This window comes from Rheinheimera soli, from assembly GCF_021290985.1.
GTDB lineage: Bacteria > Pseudomonadota > Gammaproteobacteria > Enterobacterales > Alteromonadaceae > Pararheinheimera > Pararheinheimera soli.
Genome location: NZ_JAJOYU010000039.1, coordinates 22,847 through 40,355 on the forward strand (window position 1 = coordinate 22,847; position 17,509 = coordinate 40,355).

A 17,509-nucleotide genomic window follows, 5' to 3' on the forward strand; every position below is an offset into this window, starting at 1 on the left:
GGATATTAAGGAGAGCTGTGTATGCAAAAAGTTGCAGTACAACTTGGAGAGCGCAGCTACCCTATCCTGATCAGCCCCCAGTTATTTAGTCAACCTCTGACGGAGTTTTTACCTAAAGCCCGTCAGGTGGTGATTGTTTCTAATCCAGTGGTTGCAGGGCTTTATTTGCCTGCTGTCACTGCGTTATTTCCCGACTCTGTAGTTCATTCCTTTATTTTACCTGACGGCGAAGCATACAAAACCCTGAGTTCTTTTGAACAGGTGATGTCCTTTTTGCTTGAACACAAAATCAACCGTGATGTGTTACTGGTGGCTTTAGGCGGTGGCGTGATTGGCGATCTGACAGGTTTTGTTGCAGCTTGCTACCAGCGCGGTGTACGTTTTATTCAAGTCCCTACCACTTTATTGTCTCAGGTAGATTCTTCAGTCGGTGGTAAAACGGCGGTTAACCACCCGCTGGGGAAAAATATGATAGGTGCGTTTAAGCAACCTGATCTGGTGTTGATTAACACCTCTGTTTTAAGCTCATTACCTAAGATCGAATTTGCTGCAGGCATGGCGGAAGTGATTAAGTATGCGCTGATCAGCGACCTGGCTTTTTTTAACTGGCTGGAGCAAAATCAACAGGCTATTCGTGAACTGCAACCTGCTGTTATAGGCGAAATGATCCGCCATTGTTGTCAGATGAAAGCGGATATTGTCAGCCGCGATGAAACAGAGCAAGGTGAGCGGGCTTTATTGAATTTGGGCCATACTTTTGGTCATGCCATTGAGGCCTTTTTAGGTTATGGTCAGTGGTTACATGGCGAAGCTGTGGCTGTAGGTATGGTGATGGCAACTCAGCTGGCCGTCAGTCGTGGTGATGTCAGCTCCGAAGAGTTACAACGTATAATTCAGTTGTTATCTGCTTTTGATTTGCCTGTGGCGCCACCAGAGCAGATGAAAATTGCAGATTTTATGCCTTATATGAAAACCGATAAAAAAGTACAGGCAGGCAAAATGCGCTTTATCGTGCCCATCGCATTAGGGCAAAGCGTAATAGTCGATGATGTGACCGAACAAGAACTAATGGCTCTCTTTAGCATATGAGTAAACAAGCTCTGCAACAGCGTTTAACGCAACAATCAGGCCTTTTAGGCACCCAACGTCAGTTACTGCAACGTTTGCTGTTGCAGCTTGAATTTAATCAGCCTGACCGTTTACAACTGGTGGGATCAAGCGGTAGCGGAAAATCAACTTTGATCCTGACGCTGGCTGAAATTTGCTCAGAGCAGTTTAATGTGGCTTTGTTACAGGCTGATGCTGGTCTGAATCCTGTTGATGTGCTGAAAGTACTTCAGCAACAATGGCTTGGCTCTGCTGCTATGCCACGCACTTTGACAGATTTTGTGGCTCAGTTGGATAAAACACAACAGTACCTGTTGCTGGTAGACGATGCCGATCTATTAAACGAGGCCAGTTGGCAGCTAGTTCAGCAACTGCCTGTCAGCGTTTTTGTCAGTTGCCTGAAAGCAAAAAATGATATTCGTCTGGCAATGAATATTCCTGCATTCAGTGAAGCAGAAGCCGCTGAATTATTAGCGCCTTATAATTTGCAGGGCCGTGAACAACGCGAACGTATTGAAGATTGTGCCGGCGACTTGCATTTATTGTTACATGGGCTGAATGCCAGTCCTGCCCGCAAGGCGGCGGTGTTTTCTAAACCCAAAGCAGAAGCTGCTTCTTCACCGCTGAAATTTTCGGCCAAGGAAGAGATCACTGCTCCAGCTTTTGTGGCCAATGCAAGGGACAGCAGCTTTGATTTAAATGACAGGGGCGATCCGCTGGGATTTCGTGCCATAGATACAGCAGATGAACACCCCTCATTTTCAATAGAAACAGAACAACGCAGCGACTATCGCCACCGCACAGTAGAAGATACAAAACCGGCAAAGCAGGCCTCAGGCCAGTTTTTTTCGCCTTTTTTAGTGATGAGCCTGGGTTTTGGTTTGATTGCCGCCGTAGTGATGTTCTGGTTGTGGACTGAACAGCAGTTTAGGGAACCTATAGCTAATGATATGGTGCCTTATTATCCGGCAGCTGACACCAGTGCAGCAGCACGCTTGCAAGCAGATCGTCATTTTGAACCTACAGTAGAAATCAAAGCGGAAATACCGGCGCAATCTGCTGCTACCCTAAATAATGCTGCGGCAACAAACAGCGCGCAAACTGCTGTTGCTGATCAGGGCTTGCCACAAATGGCGATGGAAAAAACCACTGATACCGCCAGTATGACAGTGCGCAAGGAAGTGGCTAAAGATGACAATGGTTTGCCTCAACAGCAAATAGTTTCTATGACTATTGAGTCAGAGCCTATGCGCGAACAACCTGTGATCCCTGCGTTACCGGCGCCAGGTGAGGAAGCTGTTGTCGTTGCTGAGCCAGAACCTGCAACGGAGGCTCCTGTACAACAGGCACCTGCTGAAGCTGCACTGGAGCAAAATGACCTACTTGCAGAGATGGCTGCTGACGCCGAACAATCGGTTCAACAAACAACCCCGACAGCGACTGCATCAACTCAAGGCGATGCCGCGGTGCTGTTAGGTATGCTGCCAGACACAGTGGCTATTCAACTGGGCGTGTTTTCTCAGGAAGCTGCTGCGAAGAAATTTTTACAGCAGTATTCAACATTAAATCTGCAGCTGTATAAGCGTCAACAGCAAGGTAAAACTCAGTTTGTTGTGGTGTCCGCCTCTTATGTCAATGGCGCAGCTGCACGCCAGCAAGTGAAATCTATGCCTGAAGAGTTGCGGCAGCAAACTCCATTTGTGAAACCTTTAAGTGATATTCAGCGTGAGATCCGCTCAGCCAATGCAAACTAACCTGATAAAGCGGCAGAGTAGACAGGTGATTTGCTTATGCTGAAGAAGTCCAGAGCTTTTCTGAAATGGGCTGGCGGAAAATACAATTTAGTTGATGCCATTTCTTTGCAACTGCCAAAGGCGCCTTTATTGGTTGAGCCTTTTGTCGGAGCTGGATCAGTGTTTTTAAACACGGATTATCCGGACTATCTGTTGAATGATATCAATGCTGACCTGATCCATCTGTACCAGCTGTTGCAAACTCAGCCTGAGAAATTTGTTGCAGATGCCAGAGGATTATTTGTCCAAAGCAGCAATGAAAAAAGCAGTTATCTGTCTTTTCGGGAAGAGTTTAATCAAAGTACCGACAGCTATCAGCGTTCGTTATTGTTTTTGTATTTAAATCGCCATGGCTACAATGGTTTATGCCGCTATAACAGCAGTGGTAAATTTAACGTGCCTTTTGGCAGCTATAAAAAGCCATATTTCCCCGAAGCTGAATTATGGTTTTTTGCTGAAAAAGCGCAAAAAGCTAAGTTTGTTTGTATGGATTACAACAAGCTGATGCAACAGATTAAAGCACCGGCAGTGGTGTACTGTGATCCACCTTATGTGCCATTGAGCCGCACGGCCAGCTTTACGTCTTATGCTAAAAACAGTTTTGATTTGGATGATCAGGCAGAACTGGCAAACCTGGCCGAAAATTGTCAGAGCCGTGGCATTAGCGTAGTGATCAGTAATCACGACACTATTTTAACCCGTAAGTTATATGAGAAAGCAGAGTTGACCTCTATTCAGGTAGGGCGTTCTATCAGCCAGAAAGGCGCAACACGAGGCAAAGTTGCAGAACTTTTTGCGTTATATGCAACCAGTGCTCAGCCTTCGACTACCCAACTGACCAACAACAGCAATAACCCAACAAAAATCATCACAGCAAAAATTCCTGCGACTAAATAAGGCCAGATGGTTGTGGTCTGAAAGTCTTGTTGACGTTGTTGCTCAGATTGAACTCCAACAACAGCACCGAATACGGCTTTGAGTACCTGCTTAAAGCCTGGAGCTTTTGCCATTTTAACCTCTGTGGTTAAAACGGTTCAGTAACTCAAGTAAGTCAACAAAATGAAATTGGGTAGAGCGGCTGTTGCCCTGCAACCAGCTGAACCAGCTTTGTTGAGAAGGCTGACATAATGCAGTAATCGCCAGAGGCTTAGAAGGGTCGGCTTTCGCCTGCGCCTGGCATAATTCAGTGGGTGAGCCTTTCTGTTGATAAACAACAACACCAAGACACAAGCTAATGGCCAACGCGGACACTACTTTGCGGTTTGCTTGTTGTTTCATACGAACCTCAACTGGTTGAATTATGTGCTGGATGATACTCAAGTTGAGGACAAGTTACAAGTTTATAACTTAGTCAGCCAGTGACAAAAGTCACTTAAATAAGATTTTTTTAATGAAGCGAACAAAACTACAGGGGCAAAACAGTTGTTTTGCCCCACCAGTACTGATTAAAAGGTTTTACTTAAAGTTAAGACAACACGACCATCACATAAATCGCATTCTGCCGAATCGTCGATATCGGTGTCTGCATATTTCAGAGACACACCCGCACCTAAGACTTCTGTGCTGAAGCCGATGCTCCAGTCAATGTAAGTATCAGTATCAACAGGACCTGCTGCTAAAAAGGTTTCAAACTCGCCTTCATCTTCAAAGGCGTTATAGCCAAAGTGTAAATCTAACGCAATGTTTTCTATCAGGCTGTATTTATAGTCAGCAGACAAATAATAGTAATCGTCGACACCAGTACCGAAGTAGTCTGGTGAATAAGCGAAACCTAAAGTCCAGCTGTCATAAAAAAACTTGGCGTAACCTTCGTAAAAGTTAAATTCATCGACATCGTTATCGCCTTTTGGATAACGGTATTGCATCACACCAACGTCTACATTCCAGCTGTCGTTTAATGCACCGGTCCAGCCAGCTAAAATGTCCAACTCCATGCTGCCTTCACCGAACTTAATGTTTGAACCCCAGGCAGACAAATAAAAGCCAGAGTCTCCGCTTAAGGTAAAACCGCCCTGAACTGCCGGGCCTTCGTCCGTTTGAGAAATACCACGGAATAAATAATCTGAGGTAAAGGCCACATTACCTGAAAGGCTGGTGGCACTCACACCGAAACTGCTGCCCGCGATCAGCAATGCTACGAGGCTACGGCGAATTGTTTTACTTGTTGCTTTTGATCCCAGTGTTACTTTTTTTGTCATTTTATTTGCCCTTATCTATTAGTTCCCGTGAATACAGTCCATTTTTTGTGTCATTGCTTTATTTTCAATTAAATCAATTGGATACTGAATTAGTATTGCAGGAAATTATCATTTATGTGCAAAAGTGGTGCGTTGTTGCCTGATTTTTGTGCAGTGCACCTTGCCAACCAAGATGATTTTTTCTAAGCGATTCAGTAAAGTCTGGGCTTTGTTTTATTACAACAGCTTTTTGGAGAGAAGATGCGCCAACCTAACTGGATTGCTCCGTCAATTCTATCGGCAGATTTTGCCCGTTTGGGCGAAGATGTCGCGCGGGTTTTAAAAGCCGGAGCTGATGTTGTGCATTTTGATGTGATGGACAATCATTATGTGCCGAATTTAACTTTTGGCCCTATGATTTGCAGTGCTTTGCGCAACTATGGCATCACAGCTCCTGTCGATGTGCATCTGATGGTTGAACATGTCGACAGCCTGGTGCCTGCTTTTGCAGAGGCCGGAGCCTCCATTATCAGTTTTCATCCTGAAGCATCCAAGCACGTGGATCGCACTTTGCAATTGATCCGTCAGCAAGGGTGTAAAGCTGGCCTGGTGTTTAATCCGGCGACTCCATTAAGTTATCTGGATTATGTCCTGGATAAAGTGGATTTGGTGCTGCTGATGTCGGTCAACCCGGGTTTTGGTGGTCAGTCTTTTATTCCTGCAACTTTAAAGAAACTGCAACAAGCCCGCCAGATCATTGACCAGAGTGGTTTGCCGATCCGGCTAGAGATTGATGGTGGCGTGAAAGTTGAAAATATCCGCGAAATTGCTGAAGCAGGTGCTGATACCTTTGTCGCTGGCTCTGCCATTTTTAGTCAGAAGGATTACCAGAAGGTGATCGATCAGATGCGTGCTGAACTGGCCGGAGTGAATTAGTGCGGTCTTTTCACTTATTAGCTTTTGATTTAGATGGCACTTTAGTCGACAGCGCCCCAGATATTTTACCCGCCTTAAATCAGATGCTGGCAGACCTCGGTAAAGAACAAGTCAGTCTGACACAGGTTCAGCATTGGCTCGGCAATGGCATGGCCATGCTGATCAAAAGAGCATTAACTGGGCTGCTTCACCCTGTGCAATGGGATCAAGCCCAATTTGAACAGGCTCAGCAATTATTTATTGGTTTTTACCAACAAAGTAATGGTTCAGCGACACGCCTGTTTGATCAGGTGCCTGAAGTGTTAGCCCAGTTAAGCCGTCTTTATCCGCTAGCTCTGGTGACCAACAAACCCCGGCAATTTACTGAACCCTTGATAAAGCATTTGGGGATCCGGCATTTTTTTACAGCCGTCTGGTGTGCTGATGATGTGGCTAAAGCCAAACCTGAACCCGATATGCTGCTGGCGCTGGCAAAGCAGCAACAGCTTCTACCTGCGGATATTTTACTGGTAGGGGATTCCGAAAACGATATATTTGCTGCCCGTGCCGCTGGTATGCCTGTTATTGCGCTGAGCTACGGGTATAATCACGGCCAATCCATTGCGCATAGTCAGCCGGATCTGGTGTTGGAATGTTTTTCTCTGCTGCCAGATGCCATTTATAGTTTAGAACAGGAAAGATAGATGTCAGAGTCAAAATCCATTACGCCAAAAGCAAAACCTATAGTCTTAAGTGGTGCTCAGCCTTCAGGTCAGCTCACCATAGGCAATTATCTGGGAGCTTTGCGCCAGTGGGACAGGATGCAGGACGACTACGATTGTTTGTACTGTATCGTTGATTTGCACGCCATCACTGTGCGTCAGGACCCTGTGGCGCTGCGTAATGCGTCGCTCGATAGTCTGGCCTTATATCTGGCTTGTGGCATAGATCCAAACCGCTCCAGCGTCTTTATGCAGTCTCATGTGCCGGAGCACAGCCAATTGAACTGGATTTTAAATTGCTACACCCAGTTTGGTGAATTAAGCCGTATGACACAGTTTAAAGATAAATCTGAGCGTCACAGCAACAACGTCAATGCAGGTTTGTTTACTTACCCTGTGCTGATGGCGGCCGATATTCTGGTGTATAACGCGCACCAAGTTCCGGTTGGTCATGATCAGAAACAACACCTTGAACTGGCTCGTGATATAGCCACTCGTTTTAACGCTTTGCATGGTGATGTTTTTACTGTGCCAGAACCTTATATTCCTGGTGTAGCTGCTCGTGTGATGAGTTTGCAGGAGCCGACGAAAAAGATGTCCAAGTCGGATGAAAATCCATGGAACTTTGTCGGTTTGCTGGAAGATCCAAAGATGATCAGCAAAAAATTCAAAAAGGCCATGACAGATTCAGAAGATCCACCTCGAGTGACTTACGATCTGGAAAACAAAGCCGGTGTGGCTAACTTGCTGAGTATTTTAAGTGGTGTGACGGGCAAGCCGATTGACAGTCTGGTGGCTGAATACGAAGGCAAGATGTACGGTCACTTAAAAGGCGATGTAGCTGATGCTGTGATTGCGCTATTAGAACCTGTGCAGGCCAAATTCCATGAAATTCGTCAGGATCAGACCTTGATGAATCAGGTATTAAAACAGGGTGCTGCAGAAGCCAGAGCTCGTGCTGCTGTGACACTTGAAAAAGTGTATGAGGCTGTTGGTTTTGTTTTACCTACCTGAATTACGTCGGGTTAAGTTGCGAAATAGTACTGTAAAAGCCGGATTGTTATGATTTTATTGATAGATAATTACGATTCTTTTACCTACAATTTAGTTCAGTATTTTGCTGAATTAGGAGAGCAGGTACTGGTACGGCGTAACGATGAAATCAGCCTGACTCAAATTGCAGCGATCCGGCCTTCCAGTCTGGTGATTTCTCCAGGCCCCTGCAGTCCGGACCAGGCTGGTATTTCTCTGGCCGCCATTCAGCATTTTGCCGGACAACTTCCTATATTGGGGGTTTGTTTAGGCCATCAAGCGATAGCTCAGGCTTTTGGTGCTAAAGTGGTGCGGGCTAAAACCGTGATGCATGGTAAAAATTCGCTGATTAAACACCGGGATCAAGGTTTGTTTAAAGGCTTAAATAATCCATTGAACGTGACACGCTATCACTCACTGGTCGTGGATCAAGAGTCGGTGCCGGATGACTTTAGTATCGAGGCCTGGACTGAAGCTGATGAACCGGAAATTATGGCGCTGTCGCATAAAAAATTGCCTGTGCACGGGGTGCAATTTCATCCTGAGGCGATCTTAACTGAGCAGGGACATCAGTTATTACAGAATTTTCTGACATTGTGCAAAGGCCTGAACAATAATGATAAATAAGGTGTGTCAACACACAACGTAAAGGGTAGTTATGTCTTTGTCTTTGTCTTCCTCCTCTTTGGAGCAGCTGTTTATTGATAATCTGATTGGTGTCGACCCGAATCAGAAGCGTTTACGTTATTTGAAAAACCAGCAGCAAGAAACTGATGGTCGCCAGATGCTGGAAGTTGAACGTAAAGCACTGGCAGCCCGTCAGTCAGGTGAAAACGCTAAAAAAATCTTCCTCGACTTTACGCAGGCCCATTTGCATGACGAGGTCGCTCAGGAACTGATGCAACGCCTGAGCAGCATTGAAGTGATCAGCAGTTCATTGTTTGATTTAGGGCCGAATTTCCCGGCTTTAATTGATGCTTTAAGTGCCAAAGCTGTGACGTTAAACCAGTTGGATCCATTGATAAGCAATGTGCAATGGCTGAAAGAAGATGTACTGCGTTTGGTGAACCAGCCACGGTATCGCAATAAGACCAGCTCGGGCAATATGGTCAAAGACATTAAAACCGCATTGCGTTTTTTAGGTGTGGAAGCACTGCAGTCTTTGGTGCCTGTCTATGCGTTTCGCCACTGTATTCCGCACTCCACTGATCCTTTTGCTCAGTTTAAGGTCAAAATCTGGGAATATTCTTTAGCCACAGCTTTAGCTGCCCGTGAAATAGCAAATTCCCAGGGATTAAACGGCTTTGTCGCTTTTTCTGCTGCTATGTTCCAGACAATGGGCCATATGGTGGTGATCCGCAACTATTTACGTAGTTACGCACAAGTGAAACGCACTGAGTTATTACGAGCCCGTGATGCCCGCGATAATGAACTAACCGATGCTTTAGAAGCTTTAGATGCCGACGCTGGCTTTTTATCCAGCAGCATAGAAGAATTTGCCGGTATTATCAGTGCTGATTTAATTGCTCGCTGGCAATTAAAACGTATGCCGTTGGCTGCTATTCTGGATCAAATCGCAGATGAAACGCCATTAAGCAGCTGTACTGATTTAACCCGTGTTGTCAAACAAGCCAATACTTATGTGCAGGTGAAGTTTCTGGTTCAAGAGCAGCGACTGGATGTGGAAGAAGCCAACAAAGCGCTAAACGACGCAGGTGTTCATAACGAAATGCGTAAAATGTTGTCTCAACTGGACCTGAAAAAGCTGTCATTTGAATAATTGTAAAAAAATTAGTCAATAAACATGCAGTTTTTTTCAACAGCACTTCTGTAGTGTCAAAAAGCTGAGCAGATCAACAGGGCCATTCGTTGCTTGATGTTTTTCTGCTCTGTTTCCTGAAGAAAGCAAATAGCTAGTTATTCACATCCTATGCAAAACTATCTGGAAGCCTTGTTTTACAAGGCTTTTGCTGATTCTGACAACAAGACTTTTCATTTTTTATCTGTAATAATGCGGTGAAGCATCTTTTTCCGTTTGCTGTTTTTTTACTGAAAATTTGACCAGAGTAAACAGCAGGCTTTTATTGCAGCAGAGGTAGAAAATGACAGAACATATTCAGGTCACCCGTGCTTTGTTTGATGAAGTGATGGTTCCAAACTATGCACCGGCACCTATTATTCCGGTCCGTGGTCAGGGCTCCCGGGTTTGGGATCAGGCGGGTCGTGAATACGTCGATTTCGCAGGTGGCATTGCAGTGAATGCCTTAGGTCACAGCCATCCGGCTTTGGTGTCTGCGTTAAAAGAGCAAGCCGATAAGTTATGGCACTTAAGTAATGTGATGACCAACGAGCCTGCTATTCGTCTGGCAAAAAAACTAGTCGACAGCACTTTTGCTGAAAAAGTCTACTTTGCTAACTCTGGTGCTGAAGCCAACGAAGCCGCTTTAAAGCTGGCACGTCGTTGGGCTTTGGATAACTTTGGTGCGCAAAAACAGCAAATTATCTCTTTTGGTAAAAGCTTCCACGGCCGCACCTTTTTTACCGTAACAGTGGGTGGTCAGGCTGCTTATTCTGATGGTTTTGGTCCAAAGCCAGGCGCTATTGACCACGCTGAATACAACAACCTGGAAAGCTTAAAAGCCTTGATGTCAGACAATACCTGTGCCGTCATTCTGGAGCCTTTGCAAGGAGAGGGTGGCATTATTCCTGGCGAGCTGGAATTCCTTCAGGGCGTACGTGACCTGTGCAACCAATTCAATGCGCTGATGATTTACGATGAAGTGCAATCTGGTGTCGGTCGTACCGGTAAATTGTATGCTTACATGCACAGCACAGTAGTGCCTGACATTCTGACCACGGCGAAATCTTTAGGCGGTGGTTTCCCTATTGGCGCTATGTTAACCACTACAGCTATTGCCAGTCATTTAAAAGTCGGTACTCATGGCAGTACCTATGGCGGCAACCCATTGGCTTGTGCTGTAGCAGAAGCCGCTTTAGATACCATCAATCAGCCTGAAGTACTTCAAGGTGTGCTGGATCGTGAACAGATCTTCCGTCGCGAATTGGCGGCTATCAATGAAAAACACAATGTGTTCAGCACAGTACGTGGTCAGGGCATGTTGTTGGGCGCTGTATTAAACGATGAGTTTAAAGGCCGTTCACGTGACTTTTTCCTTGCCTCTGCTGATCAGGGCTTATTCGCTTTGGTTGCAGGTCCGGATGTTATTCGTTTTGCCCCTTCGTTAGTGATCCCTGAAGCAGACATTATCGAAGGCATGAAACGTTTTGAAAAAGCAGTAGCCCAAGTGAAACAAGGCTGAATTTAGCCTCTATTCATTGTCCGACTACATACTAATAAAGCAAAAAATGAAGCGCCTTTTCAAAGGCGCTCTGAAGCAAAATAACTGGAGTAAGCGACTATGATGGTCATTCGCCCAATCCGAGCCGAAGATTATCCTGAACTGTACGACATTGCTGTCGAATCAGGTCATGGCTTTACTTCGTTGCCCGTCAATGATGAGTTGTTACAACGTAAAATTAGCCGATCAGAAGCCTCTTTTGCCAAAAAGGTCGTTAAGCCAGGTGATGAAGGTTATCTGTTTGTATTGGAAGACCCACAAACAGGAGCAGTGGTTGGTACCAGTGCCATTGAAGCTGCAGTAGGGCTGGAAGATGCGTTTTATCATTACCATTTAGGTAAAGTCGTGCATACCTCCCGCGCTTTAGGGGTTTACAACCCAGTGGATATTCTGACCTTGTGTAACGATTACACTGGGGTCTCCGAGCTTTGTACGCTGTTTTTACGTGAATCTTGTCGCAAACAAAACAATGGTCGCTTGTTATCCAAGTTCCGTTTTTTATTTATTGCTGAATTCCGCTCACGTTTTGCCGACAGAGTGATTGCAGAAATGCGTGGTGTGTCGGATGAAGATGGTCATTCCCCCTTCTGGAAATGGTTGCAGGACAGCTTCTTTTCTGTAGATTTTCCGACAGCAGACTACCTGACCGGCATAGGCCAGAAGGTGTTTATTGCTGAGCTAATGCCCAAATACCCGATTTACGTCAGCTTATTGAGTAAAGAAGCTCAGGCCGTGATTGGCAAAGTGCATGAAAAAACCCGTCCTGCTTTAGCTTTGCTGCAATCCGAAGGCTTTTCCAATACAGGTTATGTCGATATTTTTGACGCTGGCCCTACGGTCGAAGCCAAAGTTGAGCATATCCGCACTGTGCGGGGTAGCCGTAGGTTGCAAGTGCAGATTGGTACTGTCACTGGTGGTCAGCCCTATATGGTGTCTAACACTAAACTGGAAGACTTCAGAGCGACCTGGCTTCACCTGCAACTGGAAGAAGACAGCACCCAGGTTATTTTACCTGTGCAGTGTGCAGATTTATTACAAGTGAGCAGTGGCGACTGGGTGCGAATAGCCCGGATTTAATCTTGGACGGACGGATATCATGACAGAATTAGCAGTGCAATTTATTAATGGTCAGTGGCAACAAGGCGCTGGCAGTTTATTTTCTTCGTTAAACCCTGCCAAACAGCAGGTGATCTGGCAAGGTCAGAGTGCAGACGCCACTCAGGTCAATAGTGCCATCGAAGCAGCCAGAACTGCTTTTGAAGCATGGAGCGAGTTAAGTTTTGACGCTCGTTTACAGATAGCCCGAGCTTTTGCCGCACTATTGGCAGACTACAAAGAACAGTTCGCTTTATGTATTGCTGAAGAAACCGGTAAGCCGCTGTGGGAAACCCGCACTGAAGTGGCAGCCATGATTGGCAAAATCGACATCTCTGCCCGTGCTTACCAGGAAAGAACAGGGGTAAAAGAAAACCCTATGCCACAAGGCAAAGCCTGGATCCGCCACAAACCTCATGGCGTGGTGGCTGTGTTTGGTCCTTATAACTTTCCAGGACATTTACCCAATGGCCATATAGTGCCGGCTTTATTGGCCGGTAATACAGTGGTATTTAAACCCAGTGAGCTGACACCAAAAGTGGCCGAACTGACAGTGCAGTTGTGGCAAAAAGCCGGTTTGCCTGCTGGTGTGCTGAATTTGCTGCAAGGTGAAATTGACACTGGTAAAGCTATTGCCAGTCATCCAGGCATTGATGGTTTATTTTTTACCGGCAGCTCTGGCACAGGTCATTATTTGCATCAGCAGTTTGCAGGTCAGCCGCACAAAATTCTGGCGCTGGAAATGGGCGGCAATAACCCTCTGATCGTCCAGAAGGTGAAAGACATAGATGCGGCAGTGCATGACATTATCCAGTCGGCTTTTATCTCTGCCGGTCAGCGCTGCACATGCGCCCGTCGTTTGTATTTGCCTGTGGGCGCAGAAGGCGATGCGATACTGACCCGTTTACTTGAAGTGACTAAAGCTTTGAAAGTGGGTCTGTATGATGATGCAGATCAGCCATTTATGGGCACATTAATTTCTGAAAAAGCGGCTTTAGGTATGCTTAAAGCGCAGCAGGATTTAATAGAGCGAGGCGCAAAGGTGTTGTTGGCTATGCAGCAGCAACCACAAAGCCCGGCCATGTTAAGCCCTGGTCTTCTGGACTGCAGCACTATAAGCGGTATGCCGGATGAAGAGCATTTTGGCCCCTTGTTAAAAGTGTTCCGTTTTGCTGATTTCAGCGATGCGATTAAAGCGGCCAATAACACCAGCTTTGGTTTGTCCGCAGGTTTATTGTCGGATGATGAAGATTTGTATCAGTTGTTTTTCCGCAAAATTCGCGCAGGCATAGTGAACTGGAACCGGCCTATTACCGGAGCCAGCTCTGCCGCACCTTTTGGTGGAATAGGCGGCAGCGGTAATCACAGGGCCAGTGCTTATTATGCAGCAGATTATTGTGCTTATCCGGTCGCTTCAGTGGAGCTTGAACAGTTGCAGTTACCAGAACAGCTGTCACCGGGTTTAAGCTTCTGATCCTGACAAAGTTCGTTTTTTAAGTTTTATTTTAATCGGGGCTATGCCCCGATTTGTTTTATCAAACAAAATTTGCTTAAATGACATTCACTTATCGGCAAATTATCTGGGCTTTTGTGTCAAGCACAGATAAAGTCCAGTATCCAGTGTTGTGCACTATAGGTGTCCCTTTTGTATGGTAACTGATAAACCCGGCTACGAGCATCTGATCCAGTTTTTGACTGAACATTTGTCTTTGTTTGAACAACGAGGTCCAGTCGTCGCCGGAGCTAAAACTCTGGGTGAAGTGTTGGAAGAATCCATTGCTGAACAAATTATCCAGCTCTGTACTCAGCATACCGAATTGGAGATGAATCATCGCAGCATGATAGTGCGGGAAGTGGACGGCATCTTGTATGACTTTCAGGAGGTTCTGGCTTCGGTACTGGAGGAACCTGCCACTGCACAGCAAACTGAGCTCATTCAGGAGATTTCTTTGCTGATCAAAAATCTGTTTGATACTGCTATTGCGGCTTTGATGGATTAATCTTAACTAGCCTCATTTGACTGTTTTCCGTAAAATAGTCGTTCTTTGACTACGGACAACAGGATCTCCTATGCAAGCCAGCGTAAAATGGGCCGGTGACCAAACCTTTATTGGCCGCTCTGACAGTGGTCACAATGTGGTGTTTGATGCCCACAAAGAGGGCAGTGCTGCACCAAGCCCTATGGAAATGGTGTTGATGGCAGCTGGCGCCTGTTCTTCGGTGGACGTCGTCAGCATTTTGCAAAAAGCCCGCCAGCAAGTCACGGATTGTGAAGTGATTTTGACTGGCGAACGTGTAGATACTATTCCTCGTGTATTCAGTAAAATTCATCTGCATTTTGTCGTGACAGGTTTTAATGTCAGCGAGAAACATGTGGAAAAGGCGGTAAATCTGTCGGCTGAGAAATACTGTTCAGTGTCTATTATGTTGTCACAAAGTGTTGAAGTGACTCATTCTTTTAGTGTGAAACAATCCGAAGTGCAGCCTGCGGCTGAATCTGAATAAGGATTGCATCAGAGCTGTTGTTCTATACTGAATTGCAGCTCTGACTATTGAGGTAAAGAAGACGTGGTTAAACCTTTTGAAAAACTAAGACTGCATGGTTTTAACAACCTAACCAAAAGCCTGAGTTTCAGCATTTACGATATTTGTTATGCCCAAACCGAGCAGCATCGTCAGGAGTATATCTCCTATATTGACGAGCAATACAATGCTGACCGCCTGACTGATATTCTGAGTGAAGTGGTGGATATCATAGGCGCAAACATTTTAAATATTGCCCGGCAGGATTATGACCCACAAGGTGCCAGCGTGACTATTCTGGTCTGTGAAGAGCCTATAGAAGGTTCACCTGACAATTCAGAAAACCCGGGCCCATTGCCGGATTCTGTGGTGGCGCACTTAGATAAAAGCCATATTTGTGTACATACCTACCCTGAAGTGCATCCACAGGATGGCATCTGTACTTTCCGTGCTGATATTGAAGTCTCGACTTGTGGCTTAATTTCGCCACTAAAAGCGCTAAACTTCCTGATCCACAGTTTTGAATCGGACATAGTGACCATAGATTACCGGGTGCGTGGTTTTACCCGAGATGTGAAAGGTGTCAAACACTACATAGACCATCCTATTCATTCGATTCAGAATTTTATGGACGAGCAGACCAAAAATGCCTTCCAGATGGTGGATGTGAATGTCTATCAGGAAAACCTGTTCCACACCAAAATGATGCTGAAAGAGTATGATTTGAACAACTATCTGTTTGGTACCGGTGTCGGCGAGCTGGACGATGTTGAGCGTAAAGCCATCAATAAAAAAGTGAAACGCGAAATGCGGGAAATCTTTTACGGCCGCAATTTGCCGGAAATGGAATAAGTCTCCCCACTCAAGAGTAGAAGCTCAGAGTTTTAGACTCTGAACTTCTACTCCAACCAGTTAATCTGCCCTCTGGCCTGACGGCGCTTAATAATCAGCTGTTCTACCAGGGGCGTTAATATCAGCTCCATGGCTAAATTCATTTTTCCTCCCGGCACCACCAATGTATTGACCCGCGACATAAAAGCGCCGTTGATCATTTGCAGGTAGTAGGGGAAGTCGACATGTTTAATACCGCGAAAACGGATCACCACAAAACTCTCATCTAAAGACGGAATATCTTTGGCGCTGAAGGGGTTCGAGGTATCTACTGTTGGCACACGCTGAAAGTTGATATGAGTGCGGGAAAACTGCGGAGTGATCTGATTCACATAGTCATCCATGCTGCGCACTATGCTCGACATCACAGCTTCACGGCTATGGCCCCGTTCTGAAGTGTCGCGGATGATTTTTTGGATCCACTCTAAGTTGACTATAGGCACCATGCCAATCAGCAAATCCACATGTTGGGCCACATTGTTTTGTTCAGTCACCACACCACCGTGTAAGCCTTCATAAAACAACAAGTCGGTGTTGGGTCTTAGATCCTGCCAGGGCGTAAAAGTACCAGGCAGTTGGTTGTAAGGCACAGCTTCATCAAAGGTATGCAAATACTGTCGTACTTTACCTGTGCCCGTTTCGGCATAGCTGGAGAACAGCGATTCTAAAGCGGCAAAGTCGTTGGCTTCAGCACCAAAATAGCTGATGTGTTTACCTTGCTCTTTGGCTTTACGTATTTCCAGATCCATTTCTGGTCTGCTGTATTTGTGAAAACAATCCCCTGCAACAAAACCGGCATCAATACCAAGGCTGCGGAATATATGGGAAAAGGCGCTCATCGTGGTGGTGGTGCCAGCACCTGAGGAGCCTGTGACCGCAATAATAGGGTTTTTGTGAGACATAAAAAGCCAGGTTGTGTTGATTGTCAGCCGACTACCATAAAGGATAAAGTAAGGTTACTGCAAGCACAGTAATGAAGCTGCTGCTGATGAACAAAGAAGGACCATCAAGTGCGATCATTTTCTCTTGCTTTGGCTGTGATGGCGTTGCCAGTGGCTGCAGCCTTGCCACGATATAATTTATATCTAACTGATTTATCGAAAGATTTATCTGTTTCTAACACAATAAAAATTAACAAAGCTCCAACTTATATCAACCAGCCAGCTTTTAGTAGTGATGGGAAAAGCTTATTTTTTACGCTGGAGCAGGGCAAAGATGCAGCGGTGCAAACCGATATTGGCGTGTATGTTATCGCGGATAAAAAACAAGATGTGCTGACTAAAACAGCGTTAAGTGAATATTCACCGACTTTATTGCCTGATGGTTCAGGTGTTTCTATTGTCGTGGTAGAAGCGGATCAAACGCAACGATTATGGAAAGTGGACTGGCAAGGTAACAGCAGTTTGCTGAAAACAGAGCCCAAAGGTGTCGGCTATCATGCCTGGGGGCCACACCAGGATTTATTGTTGTTTATTTTGGGTGATAAAGAAGATAACCACACAGTGCGTTATCTGGATAAAGACGGAAAGCTGACGACCTTGGCTACTGGAGTTGGTAGGGCTTTAAGCTGGCAGCCTGGTACTCAGAAAGGGTTTTACACTCAGGCTAAACACGATCAGTTGTATTTAAGTTCTTACGATGTAAAAACCAATGCGAAGATTCAAACTGAACTAGCTCTGCCAAAGGGTGGACAGGATTTAGTCTGGTGGTCTGAAGATAAGTTGCTGGTGTCAGCTGGTACAAAAATTTATCAGTGGCAGGTTCAGGGCAAACAAGAATGGAACTTGTGGCTGGATTTATCCAAAGAATGTGGCACTGAAGTCAGCCGTTTTGCACTCAACAAGGAGCGCAACCGATTGGCTTTTGTTTGTAAGGCGTAAAAGAAGGGTCAGAGG

At 45.6% G+C, this 17,509-nt stretch carries 19 protein-coding genes; 15 read left to right on the top strand and 4 right to left on the bottom strand.

What is annotated here, in order from left to right:
- Positions 1-21 precede the first annotated feature (21 nt).
- From aroB to LSG37_RS19020, 3 genes are read left to right on the top strand one after another with little or no spacing between them, the layout of a single operon-like run.
- On the top strand, positions 22-1,089 hold the full coding sequence (gene aroB, locus LSG37_RS19010) for a 3-dehydroquinate synthase (protein WP_233081484.1): 1,068 nt from the start codon (positions 22-24) through the stop codon (positions 1,087-1,089).
- Complete coding sequence (locus LSG37_RS19015) at positions 1,086-2,861, top strand: SPOR domain-containing protein (protein ID WP_233081486.1); 1,776 nt, start codon at positions 1,086-1,088, stop codon at positions 2,859-2,861. The genes aroB and LSG37_RS19015 overlap by 4 nt, the downstream gene beginning before the upstream one ends.
- Positions 2,862-2,897: 36 nt before the next feature.
- Positions 2,898-3,797 (top strand): Dam family site-specific DNA-(adenine-N6)-methyltransferase, encoded by a 900-nt coding sequence (locus LSG37_RS19020; protein WP_233081488.1) that lies wholly within the window; start codon positions 2,898-2,900, stop codon positions 3,795-3,797.
- Here LSG37_RS19020 and LSG37_RS21465 read toward each other — a convergent pair.
- The 3 genes from LSG37_RS21465 to LSG37_RS19030 form a co-directional block, all read right to left on the bottom strand.
- The gene (locus LSG37_RS21465) at positions 3,716-3,910 is read right to left on the bottom strand and encodes a DUF2970 domain-containing protein (protein ID WP_366515576.1); all 195 of its coding nucleotides are present in this window, start codon (positions 3,908-3,910) and stop codon (positions 3,716-3,718) included. The genes LSG37_RS19020 and LSG37_RS21465 overlap by 82 nt on opposite strands.
- A 1-nt stretch (position 3,911) precedes the next feature.
- The gene (locus LSG37_RS19025) at positions 3,912-4,178 is read right to left on the bottom strand and encodes a hypothetical protein (protein WP_233081490.1); all 267 of its coding nucleotides are present in this window, start codon (positions 4,176-4,178) and stop codon (positions 3,912-3,914) included.
- Positions 4,179-4,345: 167 nt separating this feature from the next.
- The gene (locus LSG37_RS19030; protein WP_233081492.1) at positions 4,346-5,005 is read right to left on the bottom strand and encodes a TorF family putative porin; all 660 of its coding nucleotides are present in this window, start codon (positions 5,003-5,005) and stop codon (positions 4,346-4,348) included.
- A gap of 333 nt (positions 5,006-5,338) precedes the next feature.
- Between LSG37_RS19030 and rpe the strand changes: the two genes are divergently transcribed.
- The 11 genes from rpe (at position 5,339) to speD (ending at position 15,575) form a co-directional block, all read left to right on the top strand.
- Complete coding sequence (rpe, locus tag LSG37_RS19035; protein ID WP_233081494.1) at positions 5,339-6,013, top strand: ribulose-phosphate 3-epimerase; 675 nt, start codon at positions 5,339-5,341, stop codon at positions 6,011-6,013.
- The gene (locus LSG37_RS19040; protein ID WP_233081495.1) at positions 6,013-6,696 is read left to right on the top strand and encodes a phosphoglycolate phosphatase; all 684 of its coding nucleotides are present in this window, start codon (positions 6,013-6,015) and stop codon (positions 6,694-6,696) included. The genes rpe and LSG37_RS19040 overlap by 1 nt, the downstream gene beginning before the upstream one ends.
- Complete coding sequence (gene trpS / locus LSG37_RS19045; RefSeq protein WP_233081496.1) at positions 6,697-7,728, top strand: tryptophan--tRNA ligase; 1,032 nt, start codon at positions 6,697-6,699, stop codon at positions 7,726-7,728. It begins immediately after the preceding gene.
- Between the two features lie 48 nt (positions 7,729-7,776).
- Positions 7,777-8,373, top strand: a complete 597-nt coding sequence (locus tag LSG37_RS19050; protein ID WP_233081497.1) for an anthranilate synthase component II — start codon at positions 7,777-7,779, stop codon at positions 8,371-8,373.
- A gap of 31 nt (positions 8,374-8,404) precedes the next feature.
- Positions 8,405-9,526, top strand: a complete 1,122-nt coding sequence (locus LSG37_RS19055) for an HDOD domain-containing protein (protein ID WP_233081499.1) — start codon at positions 8,405-8,407, stop codon at positions 9,524-9,526.
- 322 nt (positions 9,527-9,848) lie between these two features.
- Positions 9,849-11,066, top strand: a complete 1,218-nt coding sequence (locus LSG37_RS19060; RefSeq protein ID WP_233081501.1) for an aspartate aminotransferase family protein — start codon at positions 9,849-9,851, stop codon at positions 11,064-11,066.
- 99 nt (positions 11,067-11,165) lie between these two features.
- A complete protein-coding gene (astA, locus tag LSG37_RS19065; protein WP_233081503.1) occupies positions 11,166-12,182 on the top strand; it encodes an arginine N-succinyltransferase in 1,017 nt (338 codons plus the stop codon).
- 19 nt (positions 12,183-12,201) lie between these two features.
- Positions 12,202-13,674: a succinylglutamate-semialdehyde dehydrogenase gene (gene astD / locus LSG37_RS19070; protein ID WP_233081505.1), complete on the top strand. Its 1,473-nt coding sequence runs from the start codon at positions 12,202-12,204 to the stop codon at positions 13,672-13,674.
- Positions 13,675-13,849: 175 nt separating this feature from the next.
- Positions 13,850-14,200, top strand: coding sequence for a DUF3802 family protein (locus tag LSG37_RS19075; protein WP_233008334.1), 351 nt, complete (start codon positions 13,850-13,852; stop codon positions 14,198-14,200).
- Between the two features lie 70 nt (positions 14,201-14,270).
- Positions 14,271-14,705: an OsmC family protein gene (locus tag LSG37_RS19080; protein ID WP_233081506.1), complete on the top strand. Its 435-nt coding sequence runs from the start codon at positions 14,271-14,273 to the stop codon at positions 14,703-14,705.
- Between the two features lie 63 nt (positions 14,706-14,768).
- Positions 14,769-15,575 (top strand): adenosylmethionine decarboxylase, encoded by an 807-nt coding sequence (gene speD / locus LSG37_RS19085; protein WP_233008336.1) that lies wholly within the window; start codon positions 14,769-14,771, stop codon positions 15,573-15,575.
- Positions 15,576-15,622: 47 nt separating this feature from the next.
- Here the strand turns inward: speD and LSG37_RS19090 are convergent, their stop codons facing one another.
- The gene (locus tag LSG37_RS19090; RefSeq protein ID WP_127684794.1) at positions 15,623-16,516 is read right to left on the bottom strand and encodes a phosphoribulokinase; all 894 of its coding nucleotides are present in this window, start codon (positions 16,514-16,516) and stop codon (positions 15,623-15,625) included.
- A 108-nt stretch (positions 16,517-16,624) separates the two neighbouring features.
- Here LSG37_RS19090 and LSG37_RS19095 point away from each other — a divergent pair, with 108 nt between their 5' ends.
- Entirely contained in the window at positions 16,625-17,494 is an 870-nt protein-coding gene (locus LSG37_RS19095; protein ID WP_233081508.1) for a TolB family protein, read from the top strand.
- Positions 17,495-17,509: the final 15 nt, after the last annotated feature.